The sequence below is a fragment of the Bacteroidota bacterium genome (assembly GCA_018816945.1).
In the GTDB taxonomy this organism is placed as follows: Bacteria; Bacteroidota; Bacteroidia; order Bacteroidales.
Genome location: JAHIVC010000030.1, coordinates 20,660 through 38,306 on the forward strand (window position 1 = coordinate 20,660; position 17,647 = coordinate 38,306).

The window sequence follows — 17,647 nt, forward strand, 5'->3', positions numbered from 1 at the left end:
AATTCATTAAGAATAACTTATTGTTAATTTGTTAAATAATAACTGGAAAGTAGAGATTTTTTGTTCTTTCCTCTCATTTTATTTGTTCACTACCTTCTGGTAGTATCTTAATCCGAATTAATTCCTCAATGAAATCTAATAAAATATAATCATCCCATTTTCTAGAAATGAATTGTACACCGAAAGGCATGTTTTCCGGACAACGAAATTTTGGAGCCGAAACTGCAGGAATGTGTGCCATTGTCCATATAAGTGATGGATCTGAAAGCTCTAAACTACCCCTTTCAGGTGCTGAGCTCGAAGTTGAAAGAGAAATTCCAACATCAAAAGGGGTTAGTAATTGATCTACCTCAGCAATTATTCTCTGTTGTTGGGAAAGAGCATGTTTGAAAGTGTCTAACGAAATCTCCTTTCCTCTCTCAATCATTTCATACATAATAGGCGAAATCTCAGTGGCTCCTTGATTAATCTCATTTTGAAAATAATATGATAATGATTTGGAATAAATTATTTCATGTATAAAGTGTGTTTCTGATAGACTGGATGGCCAGTTAATCTCTGTTACATTTATGTCGTGTTTGCTATCAAGTTGGTTGACAAAGTTTTGTAGCGATAATTTAGCATAATCTTTTGCTGAATCCCAAGTGTGAGTTTTAATTAATGCAACTTCCCAATGTTCCTTTCTCTTGTTTTCAGCGAGTTTTTTATCAATATTTTGAAATACAAACGGATAATTAGGACCTTTGACTCGTAATTGATTATATATAGGCCGAATGCTCATGCCATTAGCAGACAGAAAGCCTACTGTATCTAGGGTATCCGTAGTTTTTAGAATTCCCGTTCTTGGTATTGTGCCAAAAGAGGGTTTAAACCCCCAGATTCCACAAAAACTTGCAGGTCGCATAATCGATCCTGCTGTTTGGGTACCCAGCGCAAAAGGTACCATTCCGCAAGCAACTGCTGCAGCTGATCCACTTGATGATGTTCCGGGTGTTTTTGAATTATTATGTGGATTAAGTGTCTGGTTTAATTGATGAACCGCAAACTCAGCAGTCACAGTTTTACCAGCCACGATACCTCCACTATTACAAATCGAATCAACAACTCTGGCATTGTTGCCAGGAGTAAATCCTTTCCATAAAACCGAACCCATCTGTGTTGGATACTCACGGGTATTGAAAATATCTTTAACTCCAAATGGAATTCCTTCAAGTTCGAGAGCATGACCACGACGTTTATAAATTGAAGCGGCAATTTCACTGGCTTGAATAAGCCTGTCGGGGTCGAATACCTCCCATGCTAAGCATTTTTTCTCATGGATAGAGAAAGCATCAATTGTTTCATTTATCAACTCAGTATGAGAGAGACTATGATCCTTGATTTTATCAACGAGCTCTGAAATTGAGTAATTAAGGAAAAGTGAATTCATTTTGAGTTATTTTCTTTTTCGATTAAACGTGGATCGGGAGTATTTAAATGTTTTGCTATAATTTGTTCTACAAAAGGAATAATTACTTCGGCATTTTTTCCAGATTTTTTAAGTATAGGTAGTAAGGTCTCTTTTAATTGTTCTAATTTCATGCCATTCAGGATATTAAAAAATTCATTTTCATCCAGGCCCGTAATTTTTAAATAGTAATCAAGGGCTTCAGGTCTCTCCCGATCATGTTTGCTTATTAGTTTAAATCCTTCGTCTCTTGTGAGTAGGCCGTTTCGAATATCAACTGAAGCCTGCCATGTTGATCTTCCAAAGCCACGTTTTAGATAGCAAGTGAAATCATGCATGCCAGCCATTATACATTCGGCACTTTTATAACCCTTGTATGCATTTTCCATTTCTGTTTCCCTCCATCCATAGGTGTCCCTTATCCACTCCGTTTGGCGCTCGTCATCCCAGAAAATGTAATCACCAAGGTGAATTCCCCAAACACCGGTCTCTTCAATTTCTTCATAAGAAGGAAGTTTGAAACCGTTCAAATCTTTTAAACTTAATCCATCACCAATCATTTCTTCCGGCGTTTTCTTCGCGGATACTTTCGTAAAGTAATCTCGATCAAATTTGTGAACCGGACATTGATAGGTGGCTCGGCCATCATTTTCAGCTATAGACTCTCCCCATACTAACAGAGGTATTTTGAACTTCGTTGCAATCTGCAATGGGAAAGCTCCAACACCTGAGTGACAGTGCCAGCAAGAATCCCCGATAGCTCCAATTGATTTTCTTGCCAGTTTATTTACGGTCCCTCTTGCTGGAGTAAATTGAATATGATCAAGATTAAAAACCTCCAGACATCTTTGTAAATTGTAAAATCCTGTCTCAGAGAACCAATTATGACTAAAAGTCACAGCTAGTGGTCTTAATCCATAAATCTTAACTAATACATGAGCTTGAAAAAAACTATCTTTTCCTCCTGAAATGGGCAAAACACAGTCATAACCATCTCCGGCCTTTTGTTTAGCATCACTCAAAATTTTTTGCAGTTGCTCTTCGCGTACCTGCCAATTTATATGCATCTTTTCTTCAGAAGAACGGCAAGCTGTGCAAACTCCCAATTCATCGAAACTGACTCCTTCCTGAGTCTCCGGTGTACAGCATCTGATACAGTACCTAATTCCAGGAATTTGATGGTCGTTTTGTTGCATAAAATAATTATTCTATTAGTTTGATAAAATTATATTGCTTTAAAAATATTGACCGGGTAATAGGATGCAGCAACAAGCCCGACTTGCTTATTCTCATAAACAAATCGATTTGGTAAAATTGCATCAATTTTCATCCCGGAACGATTCATGAGTTTAATCATCGGTATATTAGTTTCCATTGTTCCGGCAGTAACAAGTCTAATGCCTAGTTCTTGTACCAAAACATTCATTACCAGAGCCCATGCCCGACTTGCAGCACCTGATCCCCAAACGCTTTTCTCTCCAATCATTATTGATACATCTGCTTTATTATTAAACAGATCAACTTCTACACCCATATTTCCAATGTGCAATATTTTTGAGTCAACTAACTCGATAGCCAGAAAATAGTTTGGAGACCTTTTTTGAGACTCAAAGTACTCGATACAGGTAGCTAAAGTGTGTTTGTGATGACGTTGTTCAGAATACCGAACAACTACCGGATCATTGAGCCAGCCTACATATAGCTCTGTTAAATGTCTTTCAGAGAATTCCACGATTCTGACCTTATCATCATTACATTCAGGAAATCTCGGTTTATTCGGCAATGATTCTAGTAAAGACATATATTAAATTCTTTTAATGTTATTCCATACTTTCCGAAACGCCTGCACGATTAAATCTACATCTCCATCGGTAAGTTCATAACTGCAGATCTCAATACCAAAGTAACTTTCATCATGGAACTTTTCAGCAACCGGACAAATTCCTTTAGCGTAATCGACCTCGCGGTGGCAGATGTCGGATGACCATGGAAATCCTTTTGAGCCGTAAGCAATCTTCTTTTGATAAATTGGCAACAAATGCACGTTAGCATAGCCAGATGCCAAACCGATTACTCCTTCGGATTCAAGTGCTGCTTGAATGCGCTCTCTGGATACACCAATTTGTGCAATATCCAGTACCATAGGGTAAATATAATAGGCATGAGTGCAGTCGGAATTAACAATTGGTGTTTGTAGTCCAGGAAGATCTTTAAGACCAGTTGTTAAACGTTCAGCAGAATGTTGTCTTTCAGATACTAATCTCTTTAGCTTTTTCAATTGCTCAATGCCGATTGCCGATTCTATTTCACCTAACCTAAAATTGTGCCCTATCATATTGACAAGATTTGTCACACCCTTGTCACTCACTACGGCCTCAGCATGGTTACGAATTAGTTGCAAACGTTCAAAAATGTCATCATCGTTAGTAACAAGAATTCCACCCTCACCCGTGTGAATATGCTTGTGATAATTTAGGCTATACCCACCTACATGGGAAGATGTTCCCGTAATTCTTCCTTTATAGAAAGTGCCTGGTGCCTGAGCAGTATCTGTGATTACTTTTAAATTATAACGGGCTGCAATGTCCATCAGAGCATCGATATCGCAGGAATGCCCAAATATATCAACTGCCATAATTGCTTTAGTGAAAGGTGTAATATTTGCCTCTACTGATTTTGGATCTATATTGAAGGTTCTAGGCTCGATATCGGCAAAAACAGGTATAGCATTCCAATGCAGGATGGCAGTGGCACTGGCGCACATGGTCCAGGGCGTGACAATTATTTCATCACCAGGCTCAATACCAATGGCACCAACCGCTGTAATGAGTCCGGATGTCCAGGAATTGACAGTAACAGCGTGTTTTACTCCTAAGTATTCTTCGCATTGACGCTCAAAAGCTTGTACTTTTGGACCTCCATAAAAATCAGGGTCCCAACAGCCCAGAAATTTGGAAAGTACCCCAGATTCCATGACTTCTCTTACAGCTTGAATCTCTTCATTTCCAATTGGATTATAACGTTTAAAAGACTTTGTAATCGTCTTGGGACCTCCATTAATAGCTAATTTTTCATATCTCATATTAAAACTATTTTATTTAATAGACTATTAATCAATTATTTCATGCATCGTTTTAATTGTATCAAATGCTTCATGACCACTGCACAATGAGGCTTCCTTACCTTCTAATGCCCGTGCAAGTTGATCAGCAACATGGTATTGATATTGGTACATTCCATTTTGAATAATTTCAGGATTCGGATTCAAGATGGTGTAACCGATAAAGTGCGGATCGATAATAGTGGACTGCCATTGAATGAGTTCTCCTCCGCGATCATAATGCAAACGACCTGTTTGACTGACAAGTTCAACTGTATAATGGGAATAATATTCTTCCCAGGCAGCAAGAAAAACGATATGACCATGTTCAAATTCGACATAGACATCAGGCTCCGGATCAATGTTATTCCAAAGACGACCTTTGCTGATAATGGAATGCCGTTGATATGATCCCAGCCAGAATTGGATGAGATTAAAAAGATGTGATCCGTTATGTAAAAACCCCTTTGAATACCAAACTGTTCCTTTAATTGGATTCGCAATACTTCCAGTCATGATTCTTTTTTTAACCTCGATTGCCCCTGGATCGGATCGGCGCATATAATTTACATACAACATTACACCGCAACTATCACAAGATTGAACTATTTCTTTGGCTTCTGCCAGATCATAGGCCAAAGGCTTTTCACACAGTATAGCTAAGGGCTTTGAAAGTGATAACACAATTCGTACATGCATACTATGAAAGGCTGTAGGGCTGGAAATCACAACTACATCGAACTTAAGTCCCTTGATAGCAGAAGGAATATCACTAAAAGCCGGTTTCCTAAAAAGTTTCTCAAATGTGGAACGCTGCGCTGCAGAAGGATCAACGGCACCCACTATTTCGAACGAGAGATGTACAGAGAAAGCTTTTGAATGTGTAAAAATCTCGTTTTTAGGTGAATTTAGATCATAACTCATACCGATCTGTCCAAGCCCAATTATTAAGCAACTATATTGCATGATTCATTTCTGTATTTTGTGATACAATATTTTGAAGGTGTTCGATCTCTTTTTGAGGTAAGCTGCAGGCTCTTCCTCCTGGAGGAATGCTGCTGATAACTCTTTTCTTTGCAATTAAGCCAATGACCATTGCCATGGATTCGCAACCAACAATTATGTCGGCTTCAGAAATCTCCTCTATTAAAGTTTGATTTCCATCACTGACAACAATCAAATCAGAATAGTCTCTGGTCCAATCATATTTGTCTCTTTTCTCCGAAGGATGCGGACGAATTGTAATCTTGTGAACAGGATATTCCAGCAATCCTCTGTTTTTTAAGAAGAAATTCAAAGCTTCCTCTTCTGTGTATCCCCAGTACCTTTCGTCTCCGTGCTGCAGCAATGCATGCGCACGGATGGGCTCGCAAACGTAGAGAATTGACTTTTGATGCAATGAATTTATCAGAGGTTTGGCTTTTTTAATTTCGAGTACTATATCTTCAAAGTAAGGATTCGATAAACGAACCAAATGTGCAGATGGGAAAATATTTCGCGCGATTCTTTCTGCTATTTCATCTCCTACCCATATTTCATCGGGAAGAATTAATTCTCCATTATTAAGGAAGCGCTCACGATAGTTGACCCAATGATCGAGAAAAGCAATGACTCTCTTTCCGGATGACTTGCATAATCTGATGGCCCTGCTTTCAAGATCAGATTGCCAACTAGTACCGCATAGCACCCAATCGCTTTGTTGTATGGCCAATTCCAAAGGTAAATTTATTTGACAGTCTAGCTTTTTTCGGAATATTTCGATAGCCGGACCCTCAAGCACCAAACAATAATTTTTATTTTGATGCGAAGCCCAACTGCTCAGGATCTCAGCACCCCCGGCATCATGACTGACAATTGCTATGTTCATGTTTCTCAGGTATCACCTTTTCTAATCACATTACTATTGATTGCCAACCATTCAGGATGCTCGCGCAAAAATCTGATAACATCGGCACATCCAAAAAGTGGTTTGATTGGCTCGAAGTGTTCAATTATCCGTTTCAGTAATTCATAATCAGCGGGTTCGTCCAGCGTTAATCCTAACTCAGGCCAGCATAGTTCAGGCGGGGCAACAAGGTGTACATGACTGAATACTTCAGGGTTATTTCTAATATGAAGTGTTACGTGTTCGTGATCAAGTCTGTTTTTTGTCATCATCGCGGAGCGTTTCAAGGTTTTAAGAAGAAAAACCTGAGTATCCATTCCATCAGGAAAGCTTCGAATATGTGCATTGCTAACATATTCGGCCCGATTGGCATAAAACATACGGATTGTTTGTTCAACGATTTCAGGATCAATAATTGGGCAATCTCCGGTGATTTCAACAACAAGTTCGGCACCTGCAAAATCAGCGGCACCGATCACCCTGGTCATCACATCATCTTCGCTTCCACGAAAACAAATGATGCCAGTCTTTCTTGCAAAATCAACAAGCAAATCATCTGTCGTGTTGGTCGTAGTTGCCAGAATTATTTCGTCTACTGATGGTACTGCTCGTAAACGGCGAATCAGGTGCGAAAGCATCGGCATGCCGGCAGCAGGTAAAAGCACTTTCCCCGGCAACCTCGATGAGGTCATTCGAGCTTCGATTGTTGCAACAATTTTCATTTTCTAAAATATTCGAATTAGACTAAAGCGTATCAATACATCCATAATTGTTTCGGATGTTTAAATGCCGATGAACACTAAACCCATTTTTATTTTTTCCTTCCGGATCAATATATCTGCCGACATATATCCTATCTCCATTATGATCTGTATCAATGCACCATATGTAATCGTTAACCCATAATATTTTAGTGTATAAGTGCCAGTAAGAAAATAGGGCAAATGCACATGATATTGCAGATGGCAATGAGATATTTTGCAGATAGAGTTCAGGGTTCTTTGACCGTGTTTCGTTTATAATGGACTTCCTTAATAAAAACCATTTGACACTTAATGAGGTTGAGAAAAAATCTTCTTTCAGATACCAATCCTGATTATAAAAACATGGTTCCGATACGTCAGGATTAATTCCAAAACGATCTCTCATAGAACTTAACGTCAGAGGGACTCCATTTGACATTTGCGATGTGCCTAAAATTAAAATGTAGTCTTTTTGTTTGTTAATTAGTTCTATTGGGCTAAAAGGGATGGGTGGGACATTTTCAGGAACACGGATATCCATTTTACTGCTAATGAGAGCCAGCTCGATGGGACCTATGAAATTAGTACCCATGATAGCTTTTGCTTCATCTATCGTTGTTGTTCTTTCCATTTTTGATATTCAATTGCTTCTTCAAATGAGGCTAAATGATTGTTTGTTTCATATTTATCCATACGGTCGAATTCAGATTCCAGCAAGTCAAATCGTTTACCCCAACCTGTTTCGGTGAACCAGTCTAATTTTTTTTCAGGGGCATTGTAAAGCAGCAAGGAGTTGTTTGAATCCAGAACTTCACGTAAAAAGGTTAAATATGCTCTGTATTGGTGATAATGCGAAGCTACCAAAATTAAGGACTGCCACTGGTTTGTTATTGCAAGTTTTATGACTCCTAATGCTTGTTCTCTTGTGTTTTGGGATCTATTTTCGTGAATAATTGAACTATCGGGAATGCCTGAATTTATTAATATTGGATGTACTTCAGAGAATGGAACACTTCCATAGGCAAGATTAGTGATTCCTCCACTGAAAACGATAGTTTTTGCGTAACCTAAATTGTATAGTTCAATCGCCTTTGAACATCTGTTCAGGCCATCTCCTTCCAGTAATATGATGGCATCTGAAATCCTAAGGCAATCATTGTCCACTAATGCAATTAGCTTCTCTCTATAAGTCATATTAAAAATTTTGCCAAAAAAGAGGCTGACCAGCTTCAATATATTCTTTTGAAGTTTTTCCAATGACTATATTCTTGAATTTTGGAGGAATTCCAAGAGCGGGTCTTAAAACATCGATGTCCTCTGCTTCAATTATCTTTCCAATTGGAATATTTCTTTTGGCATAAAGGCACCGACGTTGGACAAATACTGTTTCTCCTTCTTCTTCAACCACCTCTTTCCGGGTACTTCCCATAGCCCGTTCAATTTCACGAACATAATCAGCCATCTGTTTAAACTCATCTGGATTCATTGAATGCGGATGATCAGGCCCTTTATCTGCTTTATTTAAAGTAAAATGTTTCTCGATGACACAAGCCCCTAAAACAACTGAAGCCAGCGCAACTACAGGGCCTGGTGAATGATCTGAATAGCCTGTAAGTATATCAAAAGCAGACTGATATGTCTTTAGTACATTTACGTTTGCACTATCAAGTTTGGATGGATAATTTGTAATACATTGCATTAAAACCAAGTTTTTATTCCCGGTTGCTTCGATTGTGCGTACAGCCTCATCAATCTCAGACATTGTTGCATCACCGGTAGCCAACATCATTGGTTTTCCTTTGCGAGCAATGTAATCCAGCATTTCGAGCCAGGTAATTTCACCTGATCCAATTTTAATGAAAGGCACATCAAGTTCTACGCATAAGTCAACTGCCTCAAAATCGTATGGTGAGGTTGAGAAGTCGATCCCGATTTCGGCACAATAATCTGAAATTTCCTGGTGCCACTCCCTGGGAAACTCAGCATCTTTAAATACTTCGCTCACAGTTCTTCCCCACGAACCATGCACTCCCTCAAGCTTCATCCTGGAAAATCCACCTTCAGATACAATTTTTGGCGTGCAAAACGTTTGGAATTTTGCACAGTCAGCCCCGGCTTCTTTGGCTGCAATTATGAGTGCTTTCGCTTTTTCTTTGCTTTGATCAAAATTTGCTCCCATTTCAGCAATCAAATAGGCAGGATGTTCTAACCCAATCATCCTATTACCAATTTTAATTTCTTTTGGGAAAGATAGTTTTTTCATAAAAGAGTAGTTTAAATATTTTCTGGTTAACAATACATGAATGAGATAATCAGGATAATCTTTTGAATCCGGATTGGCAGACAGGTCCACTCAGATGCTTTTCAGGATTTCCTTCTTGTATTATTCGTGAAATAAAACTGAATACTTCGTCAACAGCATCTAAATATTTGTCAAGATGATCTTTTTTGTGCGCATAACAGGAGTAATAAGAATTAGTTGCAAGAAAACCCCTGATTAGCATCTCCTGAGTAAATAGTGTTTTCAAAATTAAAGGAGATTCAATAAAATCAAAATGACTTAAAGGATAAATGCCGCCAACTTTTATATTTATTGTGTATTTATCTGCCAGGGTTTTCCATCCCTTTTGTATCGTTTTACCACACTCCATCATGTGTTTCTGCACATTCAGCTTTCTCATCTTATTTATTGTCGCAATGGCTGCTGCCGGCCCAATCCGCTCCGTCCAATATGTACTGCTAATAAATGAATCCTGTGCTGCATCCATATATATCCTTTTCCCAATAACTACTCCCATTGGATATCCATTACTAATACCCTTCGCGAATACTGCAATGTCCGGTTCCAATCCAAGTACCAGATGTGCACCCCCGCAATTTATCCTGAATCCACTTGATACTTCATCAATGATTAACGGAATACCTAATTTTCTTGTTTCCAATCTAATGGTTTGAAGAAAAATCTCGGATGGTTCAATATTCCGGATTGCTTCAAGAACAACAGCCCCGATATTATCTTTGTGTTTTGCAACTAACGCAAGAAACTCATCGGTATTATTATATAAGAATGGATAAGATGTACCCTTCATACCCTTGGTAACTCCTGCAGGTTTCAGTCCGGGTAACAACTGTCCATCCAGGGCACTGTCGTCAGATAAATTTGCAGATAAGTACCAGTCGTGCCATCCGTGATATCCACTAAATAAAACTATGTCTTTGTGAGATGAAGCTCGTGCAATACGCACTGCAATCGCCATGGCATCACCACCCCCACGCGAATAGCGAACCATTTCGGCCCATGGATGAAGTTCAAGCATTAAAGATGCGAGTTTAACTTCCTCAGGCGCATTCAGTGTACACATGTTACCCCTTTGAATTGCTTCGTAAACCGCAGCATTTACGTCGTCATCTGCGTACCCAAGAGTGCAGGCGCCGATGCCCATAAAACTCATGTCAATGTATTTCTGCCCGTCCAGATCCCAAACTTCACAACCTTTCGCTTTGCTGTAATAAGCCGGCCAAAGATCCGGTAAAAACTGTTCCGGTCGTTTTGAAAGTAACTGAACCCCTCCGGGTATTAATTTTTTTGCTTTTGTATATAGATCTTGCCCTTTTCCCATGTGTTTGATTCTTAATTTACGGTCTGATCATTTTTCAGAGAGTTTAAATATCCTTCATTTCTGATAATATTTGAATTTATTATTTCCAGTGAGGGTTGCTTATCCAACAGATTTAATATATCTCTCATCCCAAAAAGGGGATTGGAATTATAAAGATTAGAAAAGACAGCTTTTAAGAACTTAAAGTCTGAATCAGTATCCAAAGTCCATCTCTTGTCTGCATAGTTTATCTCAGAGACAATCGATTTAATTGCAAACAAATCAGGATGCTTCTTGATATAAGGAGTAACATGTTCTCTTTCAGACGATAATTTTGCTTCAACCCAGGCTTTTTCAAGAGCGGAAAAGGAGAAAATTTCTGTATCAAGTCCATCGGGATATGAATCCAGAATTGTATTAGAGGTATAATCCGAATTGGAACTTAAATGATTTTCGATGATCAAATCAATTATTTCAGGATCAATAACAGGACAATCAGATGTTATCCTTACGATGTGGTCCGGATGAATCAGTTTTGCAAGTTGATAGAACCGGTCTAATACATCACCTTCGGATCCACAAAAAACACGAATGTTTTGCGATGAACAGAGTTGAATCAGCGGAAGATTGTTTTTGTCAATAGTGGTCGCTACAAAGACTTCATCGATATACCTGCTTGTACTAACTCTTGAAACAACATGCTCTAAAACCGTTTTATCTTCCAGATATTTCATCACTTTATTTGGAAGCCTTGAAGAACACGCACGTGCCTGAATAATAGATATGATCATTCCTAAGTGATATTGGGGTCAACATGTATTTTTATTAATTGGCGCATCTCTTCGACGTTAATCCAATCTTTATTTGTCCCGGAGTTATATCTGAATCCTTTTTGGACCTCCCAGCCATTAAAGTGGTTTAAAAATTTTTCTTTAGGAGCATCCGAAGGGAGGATTGCATAATACTTATCAAACTCGATGGTATTATAGGAGTCACTTTCGGTTATCATCTCTTCATGAAGCTTCTCCCCCGGTCTAATGCCAACGTCTTCAAGAATAGCATTAGGAGCAATTGCTTTTGCGACTGTTTCGATTTTATAGGAAGGGATTTTCGGAACGAAAATTTCGCCGCCCAGTGCGTTATTAATTGCCCAAAGTACCATTTCGACACCATCTTCCAGTGAAATATTAAAGCGGGTCATTTCTTTATGGGTTATAGGCAGAATATTCCCATTTTTTGCTTTTTGTAAAAAAAATGGAATAACAGAACCTCTGGAACCCATAACGTTTCCATATCTTACAACGGAAAAGCGAATATCTCTGTTCCCCTTGATATTATTTGCCGCAATAAACAATTTGTCTGACACCAACTTTGTGGCTCCGTACAAGTTGATAGGCGCAGCCGCTTTATCGGTTGAGAGGGCTATAACTGTTTTTACATTAGTAGATAAGGCTGCCTCTATAACATTTTGTGCCCCAATAATATTCGTTTTAATAAACTCATCCGGATTGTATTCGGCAGTAGGAACCTGTTTCAGCGCCGCAGTATGAATGATTAAGTCGATACCTTCCAACGCTCTTTTCAACCTGGAAAAATCCCTGACATCGCCGATAAAAAACCTGACCTGAGGATATTGATTTTCGGGATATAAAAGGGACATTTCATATTGTTTCATCTCATCTCGTGAGAAAATAACGAGCCTGTTGATGTCAGGATACCTTTTTAGGATAGTTTCCGTAAATTTTTTACCGAAAGAACCGGTTCCACCGGTAATCAGAATTGATTTATAGCTTAGCATATCTTTTTTTGATTCTATTATTCTTAGGGAAGTGTTAATCTGGATTAATTTATTAAATATCAATATAAGTGCCTAGTATAAGCAAATTTGGTCGTACGGAAGGCATTTATGCATCATTTTTAAATACTCATGATCAATAAACTCATGGTTTTCCTGGTAGATCTCCGGCGAATTAAAATACTCTTCAAAACAAACGGACTCAAAATCCGGACTTTTAATCCCTTTTGGAAAAACACACAGAATTTCAATCCCCTCAGCTATTCTTACTATACTATCACGATAGTCTTTATTATCGATCCCAATAAATGGCGCAGGATAAGCATAAAAATGACCTTCCATTTTGGGGCTTCCAAGATAATCGCAACCCAAAAGAATTGCTTTTGAGAAGCCAAGATACTTGGCAACACCTATCATAATGTGAAGAGCTCCAATACTTATGGCAAATTTTCCACCCAGATCACAACTTGTTGATGTTTTGTCTCCAAAATGATAAAAAAAGTTTAAGTTTTTTGGTGTTTTGAAAAACCCATAATAATTGGACAGACTAGTGAAAAAAGTTGTTCCCTTGTTTGTGAGAATAAGCTTTCTCATAATTGGGCCAATCATATTTCTTTGAAGCTTATGTTGTGCTTTACTGTGTCGTATCGGATACAGTAGATATGGATCTGATATAACGCAGTATTGCATATTCAGATGATTGGTTCTATTATCAGTCAACGTATAGCTGCATCCGATTGCAGGGACATTAGGTAAAGCAGAAAAGTCATAGTACTTCAGTGACCCTGCATTTCCAAAGATCAGACAGGTCTCTCCCTTGTGGATATCCTTGAATTTAATGTTTTTCTCTACGACCGATTTTTTTGAATTCCAAAGAATACGATCTGCCTTGCGAAGGAATTTAATCAGGTACCCCATTCAACTTAGTTTTAACTAACATCATTTTTTTAAGAATAAATATTTTCAGGATTAAAGTTCTAATAATCCAGCCTGTGTCCTGTCTAATCAGCAATGGCTTCACTAAGATCTTCGAATTTTCCAACGTCCCTCCATCGCTCATAAATAGGATAGGCGATTGTCCGTTTTCCTTTTTTCCTAAGCATCTCGAAAAGAGAAGGCATGTCACAATTTTCACCAGTTTTCAGTTGATCCAAACTCTCAGGATTCAGTACGTAAACACCGGCATTGATGCGTGACATTATTACGGGTTTTTCCTGAAAACCAATGATATCTACACCATTAGTTTCAACAACCCCAAAGGGCTGTTGCCATTCATGCAGGCTTACAGCCATCGTGGCACTTGATTCGAAACGATTATGGAAATCCAGTATATCGTTATATCGGATATTGGTCATAACATCGCCATTGCTTACGATAAAGGGTAGTGTGGGACGTGGATTCAATAGCGATAGTGCTCCTGCCGTTCCCAATGGAGTTTTTTCATGAAGGTATTCAATTCGAACCTGCCAGGGATCACCATTGCCGAAATAATCCTCAATTATATTGCCCAAATAATAAACGGCAAAAACAAAATGATTAAAGCCGTATGACTTTGCTCTTTCAATAATGTGCTCCAACATCGGTTTTCCGGCTATTGGCAACATCGGTTTAGGGCAGTTCTCCGTATGCGGGCGCAATCTTACCCCTATTCCTCCTGCCATGATAACCATGGTATTAGGTCTTTTTACCGGTAATTCATGGAATTGATCCCATAATAATAAGCCAACTACACATCTGTTTTCGTCAACTACAGGTAACTGCTGTATCCTGTTTGCCAACATCAAATTGATGGCCATTTCCTCTGAAATAGTCGGGGTCGCAACAAACGCCTTATAGTTTATAACCGACTGAATAGGACTGTTAAGATTCAATCCTCTCAATAGTCCCCTGCGTATATCTCCATCGGTTATAGTTCCTATTATGCGAGTATTCTCATCACATACTAATACGATCTGTAATTTGGTATCGTTCAGGTTTCGAACAGCCTGCTCAAGAGTAGAACTTAAAGGGAGTATTGTTTTGGCCCAATCCTGTTTCAATCTAATTGTTATACTAGATGGTGTCATTGTTTAATTAATTTGAATTAAGCGGCTTCGTAACTTTAAGGAACAATGTGTCTGCCTGACCGCTAGATTGAAGATAAATATTCCAAAGCGTATCAGCCTCATTCTCAATGCCCGGTAATCTATTGGTGTTGCCTGTAGGACGACGCTGGATCAGCCAGGATAACATGTTTGACATATTCATTGTGTGCAGATATCGTTCTGATTCAATGGTATAGCCTGATTCAATAGCACATCGTTTTAAACTTTTACAATCGAAGTACCAGCGGTGGACTATTCGGTAGAAAAACGCAGGGAATTCTTCGGGCAGTAGTTTCATCATAATATCATTCCGGTTGGGTGTGGCAATCAGTAATGTACCACCGGGTTTCAATAATGTAAAAATTTCGGCAAGAAAAGTTCGAGGATTTTGTACATGCTCAATTACCTGAAATGTAACTGCAAGGTCAACACTATCAGGTCTTATGGCAATTGCTTCGCTGGCATAGCTATATACTTCATAACCACGCTTTCGTAATGAATTCTGGTACATTGCCGTTGGCTCAATTGCAATGATTTTTTCGGCTAAACCGGAAATATGATCAATAAAGGAACCTGCACCGCATCCGATATCTGCAACTGTTTTACCGCGAAATGAGCCAGGCCAAGCTGCGGTTAGATGGTGAATCTGAATAGGATCAGCTTGATGAAAGAAATCTGCTACCTCTAAACCCTGATCAACGGCAACCCTATATTCCTTGGTTTCATACGCTTTTGCATCAATTGAATCGGACTCAGCCAACCTGCCAACTCCACAGCCGTTACAAATTGCAACAGTTCCGTCATTTTTAAAAGAGCCAAAGCCACCGGACCGTACCGGCCCTTCGTATATTGACACCCAGGAATCTGTACCACAGATTTCGCATGGACCAAATTTTTTATCAATTCTTATCATGAGTTATTATTGTCAGAAATGACCAGAAATGGTCAATATTAAGTTATAATTTCTCAGCGAATCCTTTACCATTCATTATGCCTGATCATACCAGGAATTGGTGGAAGCATTCGCCATGGTTGGAATGTCATTGGTATCGAGGCGAGGTAGTTCAAATCTTCGGTGTGGATTTATACTGGCAATGTCAACATTAGTTGTCAGTGCCAATTTACATCCTTTTTTGTTAATAATATGTATTGTATCAGCATTATAGCTTCCATAAGGATAGGACATTGTCCAGTTATCTAAATTAGCCCCAATTAATTTTAAAAATTCCAATGATTTATCAATTTCAGTTTCTTGTTTTTCCTTTTGTAAATCACTAAGCCAATTATGGTCAAAACCATGACTACCAATATGCATTCCGAATTGTCTCATTATCTTGATCTGGTCAATGCTCATATATAATTCATGGGCAAATGCACTCTCAGAAATCCCTATGAATCTTTCGAAAAGGATATTCGTAATAATTTTTCTTAATTTTTCTCCTAATCCTCTCTGCAACAATCTTTTAATGAAGATGGTGTCGGCAGTATCAAACCTGTCAGGAATGGCAAATTTCTTATAAAGGTATTTGTTCGATTCAAGTTTGAATTCCTCGCGATATTGATCCAGAAGATTAAATATTTCATTGATGATTTTGTCATTACCTGCGCCTGAAGCCAGTATATGATGTATTTTATTAACATCTAATACAATATGCTCTTCGATCGCCTTAGCCGGAGGATAAAATGAACCCTGAATATTATTTTTTACCAAAACCGGAAAGACCTGGGTAAAATGGTCAATATAAGCATCATCAAAAGTGAGTAAAGCTGATTTATCCGGCAATGGTGTTTTATTATCAATGGAATCAATTAATTGCTCCATTGTTATAATTGTATAATGATTCTTTATATAGGCTATCTGATCTTTGAAATGTTCAGTATCCAGACCTTTAATTCCGGGGTATCTGCTGTTCTTAAGATCCCTGACATAATGGTACAATATAATACTTACCCGTCTATTCATTTCCATCTTTTATGATGCTTGGCCTGTCCTGATCCGCATCACCCTTAAAAATAATGTAATCAGAATATTGCATTTTAATTGCAAAATTAATCGCCACATTTCGTTGTTCAAAAGGTTCGAAATAGTTGGGTATAATGGTGTCACCTTCAGGATCCAGTTTTACGAAACCCATTCTGGCAAATATTGCCTCATCTATTCCGTAATTGCAACAATCGATGTATTCTGATTCCTCCTTCATTATTAATTTCTGAAGCTGATGATAAGCTCTTCCAATGCTATTTATTTCACCATAAATGTCAACAAGCCTTAAACAGGATGAATTGTTTGCAAATTGTTTTCTTATAACGAAAATTGCAAATATGGCAGTCCCTTCATAAATGCCAAAAAAACGGTACTTATATATTGGGTGATTCTGGTATCTGTTTATAAGATAGGTGATCGATTTTTGAGGGTGAAATGGATGAGAAAGAGAAAAGTCAGATGACAACCGAATCTCCTTGATTAGCACCTCATCAGGTAACCTAATTTCTGCCTCATTTTTTCTTCCTGGTTTGGCAATAGTATACTGTTTTACTGAATCTGACAGGATATAATATTGGTTCAGATAACCGGTTTTTTGTCTGGTCAGTTTGTATAAATTCAAAGCTATATCTGTGTTAGATACCGAGACATGCGACAATGGTTTAACTTCATCGTGAAAAAACTGCATGATATTCATACCTAAACCGTAAGGGGCATCGTCTGTAACCTTCCAAATCGCACCCCAGGTATCTTTGTTTGTACTCAGATCTTTGTCAAATTGTGATGTTGGAATAAATCCAAAGATTCCGAGTATTCGGTTTGATCCGGTTTCTCTGGCTATGATGAAATTAATAAAACTACCATCCAGATGCTGCCATTTTAATAAGGCTGGACATTTAACAAATATATGATCGTCTTTCCAATATTTTTGGAGAAAATCGACGAGGTCACAAAATTCAGAGGCATTACACCGGCTTATCTTATATCTATTCTCTAATGTGTCAGCCATT

16 protein-coding genes and 1 pseudogene are annotated in these 17,647 nt (G+C 38.3%); all 17 read right to left on the reverse strand.

What is annotated here, in order from left to right; translation table 11 throughout:
• Nucleotides 1-73 precede the first annotated feature (73 nt).
• Entirely contained in the window at nt 74-1,429 is a 1,356-nt protein-coding gene (locus tag KKG99_05995; protein MBU1012537.1) for an amidase, read from the reverse strand.
• Nucleotides 1,426-2,643 (reverse strand): N-acetyl sugar amidotransferase, encoded by a 1,218-nt coding sequence (locus KKG99_06000; protein ID MBU1012538.1) that lies wholly within the window; start codon nt 2,641-2,643, stop codon nt 1,426-1,428. The genes KKG99_05995 and KKG99_06000 overlap by 4 nt, the downstream gene beginning before the upstream one ends.
• Nucleotides 2,644-2,672: 29 nt before the next feature.
• A complete protein-coding gene (locus KKG99_06005) occupies nt 2,673-3,248 on the reverse strand; it encodes a GNAT family N-acetyltransferase (GenBank protein ID MBU1012539.1) in 576 nt (191 codons plus the stop codon).
• 3 nt (nt 3,249-3,251) lie between these two features.
• The gene (locus KKG99_06010) at nt 3,252-4,529 is read right to left on the reverse strand and encodes a DegT/DnrJ/EryC1/StrS family aminotransferase (protein ID MBU1012540.1); all 1,278 of its coding nucleotides are present in this window, start codon (nt 4,527-4,529) and stop codon (nt 3,252-3,254) included.
• A gap of 27 nt (nt 4,530-4,556) precedes the next feature.
• The gene (locus KKG99_06015; protein MBU1012541.1) at nt 4,557-5,513 is read right to left on the reverse strand and encodes a Gfo/Idh/MocA family oxidoreductase; all 957 of its coding nucleotides are present in this window, start codon (nt 5,511-5,513) and stop codon (nt 4,557-4,559) included.
• A complete protein-coding gene (locus KKG99_06020; protein MBU1012542.1) occupies nt 5,503-6,414 on the reverse strand; it encodes a hypothetical protein in 912 nt (303 codons plus the stop codon). The genes KKG99_06015 and KKG99_06020 overlap by 11 nt, the downstream gene beginning before the upstream one ends.
• A 5-nt stretch (nt 6,415-6,419) precedes the next feature.
• A complete protein-coding gene (locus tag KKG99_06025; GenBank protein ID MBU1012543.1) occupies nt 6,420-7,154 on the reverse strand; it encodes a glycosyltransferase family protein in 735 nt (244 codons plus the stop codon).
• Between the two features lie 22 nt (nt 7,155-7,176).
• The gene (locus KKG99_06030) at nt 7,177-7,806 is read right to left on the reverse strand and encodes a hypothetical protein (GenBank protein MBU1012544.1); all 630 of its coding nucleotides are present in this window, start codon (nt 7,804-7,806) and stop codon (nt 7,177-7,179) included.
• Nucleotides 7,785-8,369, reverse strand: coding sequence for a YdcF family protein (locus KKG99_06035; protein ID MBU1012545.1), 585 nt, complete (start codon nt 8,367-8,369; stop codon nt 7,785-7,787). Before KKG99_06035 ends, KKG99_06030 begins: the two co-directional genes overlap by 22 nt.
• A 1-nt stretch (nt 8,370) precedes the next feature.
• Nucleotides 8,371-9,438, reverse strand: a complete 1,068-nt coding sequence (locus KKG99_06040) for an N-acetylneuraminate synthase family protein (GenBank protein MBU1012546.1) — start codon at nt 9,436-9,438, stop codon at nt 8,371-8,373.
• 49 nt (nt 9,439-9,487) lie between these two features.
• A pseudogene (locus tag KKG99_06045) lies at nt 9,488-11,565 on the reverse strand (aminotransferase class III-fold pyridoxal phosphate-dependent enzyme).
• A 2-nt stretch (nt 11,566-11,567) separates the two neighbouring features.
• Nucleotides 11,568-12,572 carry a UDP-N-acetylglucosamine 4,6-dehydratase (inverting) gene (pseB, locus tag KKG99_06050; GenBank protein MBU1012547.1) on the reverse strand — a complete coding sequence of 335 codons (1,005 nt, stop codon included), beginning with the start codon at nt 12,570-12,572 and terminating at the stop codon, nt 11,568-11,570.
• Nucleotides 12,573-12,644: 72 nt separating this feature from the next.
• The gene (locus KKG99_06055; GenBank protein MBU1012548.1) at nt 12,645-13,487 is read right to left on the reverse strand and encodes a hypothetical protein; all 843 of its coding nucleotides are present in this window, start codon (nt 13,485-13,487) and stop codon (nt 12,645-12,647) included.
• Between the two features lie 83 nt (nt 13,488-13,570).
• The gene (locus KKG99_06060) at nt 13,571-14,635 is read right to left on the reverse strand and encodes a nucleotidyltransferase family protein (protein MBU1012549.1); all 1,065 of its coding nucleotides are present in this window, start codon (nt 14,633-14,635) and stop codon (nt 13,571-13,573) included.
• 7 nt (nt 14,636-14,642) lie between these two features.
• The gene (locus KKG99_06065; protein MBU1012550.1) at nt 14,643-15,566 is read right to left on the reverse strand and encodes a class I SAM-dependent methyltransferase; all 924 of its coding nucleotides are present in this window, start codon (nt 15,564-15,566) and stop codon (nt 14,643-14,645) included.
• Between the two features lie 75 nt (nt 15,567-15,641).
• Nucleotides 15,642-16,622 carry a polysaccharide deacetylase family protein gene (locus KKG99_06070; GenBank protein ID MBU1012551.1) on the reverse strand — a complete coding sequence of 327 codons (981 nt, stop codon included), beginning with the start codon at nt 16,620-16,622 and terminating at the stop codon, nt 15,642-15,644.
• A complete protein-coding gene (locus KKG99_06075; protein MBU1012552.1) occupies nt 16,609-17,646 on the reverse strand; it encodes a hypothetical protein in 1,038 nt (345 codons plus the stop codon). The genes KKG99_06070 and KKG99_06075 overlap by 14 nt, the downstream gene beginning before the upstream one ends.
• Between the last annotated feature and the right edge of the window lies 1 nt (nt 17,647).

Bases quoted from the DNA above. Each gene is read 5' to 3' on its own strand.
- KKG99_05995 (MBU1012537.1), bottom strand. From the start codon at position 1,429: ATGAATTCACTTTTCCTTAATTACTCAATTTCAGAGCTCGTTGATAAA.
- KKG99_06000 (MBU1012538.1), bottom strand. From the start codon at position 2,643: ATGCAACAAAACGACCATCAAATTCCTGGAATTAGGTACTGTATCAGA.
- KKG99_06005 (MBU1012539.1), bottom strand. From the start codon at position 3,248: ATGTCTTTACTAGAATCATTGCCGAATAAACCGAGATTTCCTGAATGT.
- KKG99_06010 (MBU1012540.1), bottom strand. From the start codon at position 4,529: ATGAGATATGAAAAATTAGCTATTAATGGAGGTCCCAAGACGATTACA.
- KKG99_06015 (MBU1012541.1), bottom strand. From the start codon at position 5,513: ATGCAATATAGTTGCTTAATAATTGGGCTTGGACAGATCGGTATGAGT.
- KKG99_06020 (MBU1012542.1), bottom strand. From the start codon at position 6,414: ATGAACATAGCAATTGTCAGTCATGATGCCGGGGGTGCTGAGATCCTG.
- KKG99_06025 (MBU1012543.1), bottom strand. From the start codon at position 7,154: ATGAAAATTGTTGCAACAATCGAAGCTCGAATGACCTCATCGAGGTTG.
- KKG99_06030 (MBU1012544.1), bottom strand. From the start codon at position 7,806: ATGGAAAGAACAACAACGATAGATGAAGCAAAAGCTATCATGGGTACT.
- KKG99_06035 (MBU1012545.1), bottom strand. From the start codon at position 8,369: ATGACTTATAGAGAGAAGCTAATTGCATTAGTGGACAATGATTGCCTT.
- KKG99_06040 (MBU1012546.1), bottom strand. From the start codon at position 9,438: ATGAAAAAACTATCTTTCCCAAAAGAAATTAAAATTGGTAATAGGATG.
- pseB (MBU1012547.1), bottom strand. From the start codon at position 12,572: ATGCTAAGCTATAAATCAATTCTGATTACCGGTGGAACCGGTTCTTTC.
- KKG99_06055 (MBU1012548.1), bottom strand. From the start codon at position 13,487: ATGGGGTACCTGATTAAATTCCTTCGCAAGGCAGATCGTATTCTTTGG.
- KKG99_06060 (MBU1012549.1), bottom strand. From the start codon at position 14,635: ATGACACCATCTAGTATAACAATTAGATTGAAACAGGATTGGGCCAAA.
- KKG99_06065 (MBU1012550.1), bottom strand. From the start codon at position 15,566: ATGATAAGAATTGATAAAAAATTTGGTCCATGCGAAATCTGTGGTACA.
- KKG99_06070 (MBU1012551.1), bottom strand. From the start codon at position 16,622: ATGGAAATGAATAGACGGGTAAGTATTATATTGTACCATTATGTCAGG.
- KKG99_06075 (MBU1012552.1), bottom strand. From the start codon at position 17,646: ATGGCTGACACATTAGAGAATAGATATAAGATAAGCCGGTGTAATGCC.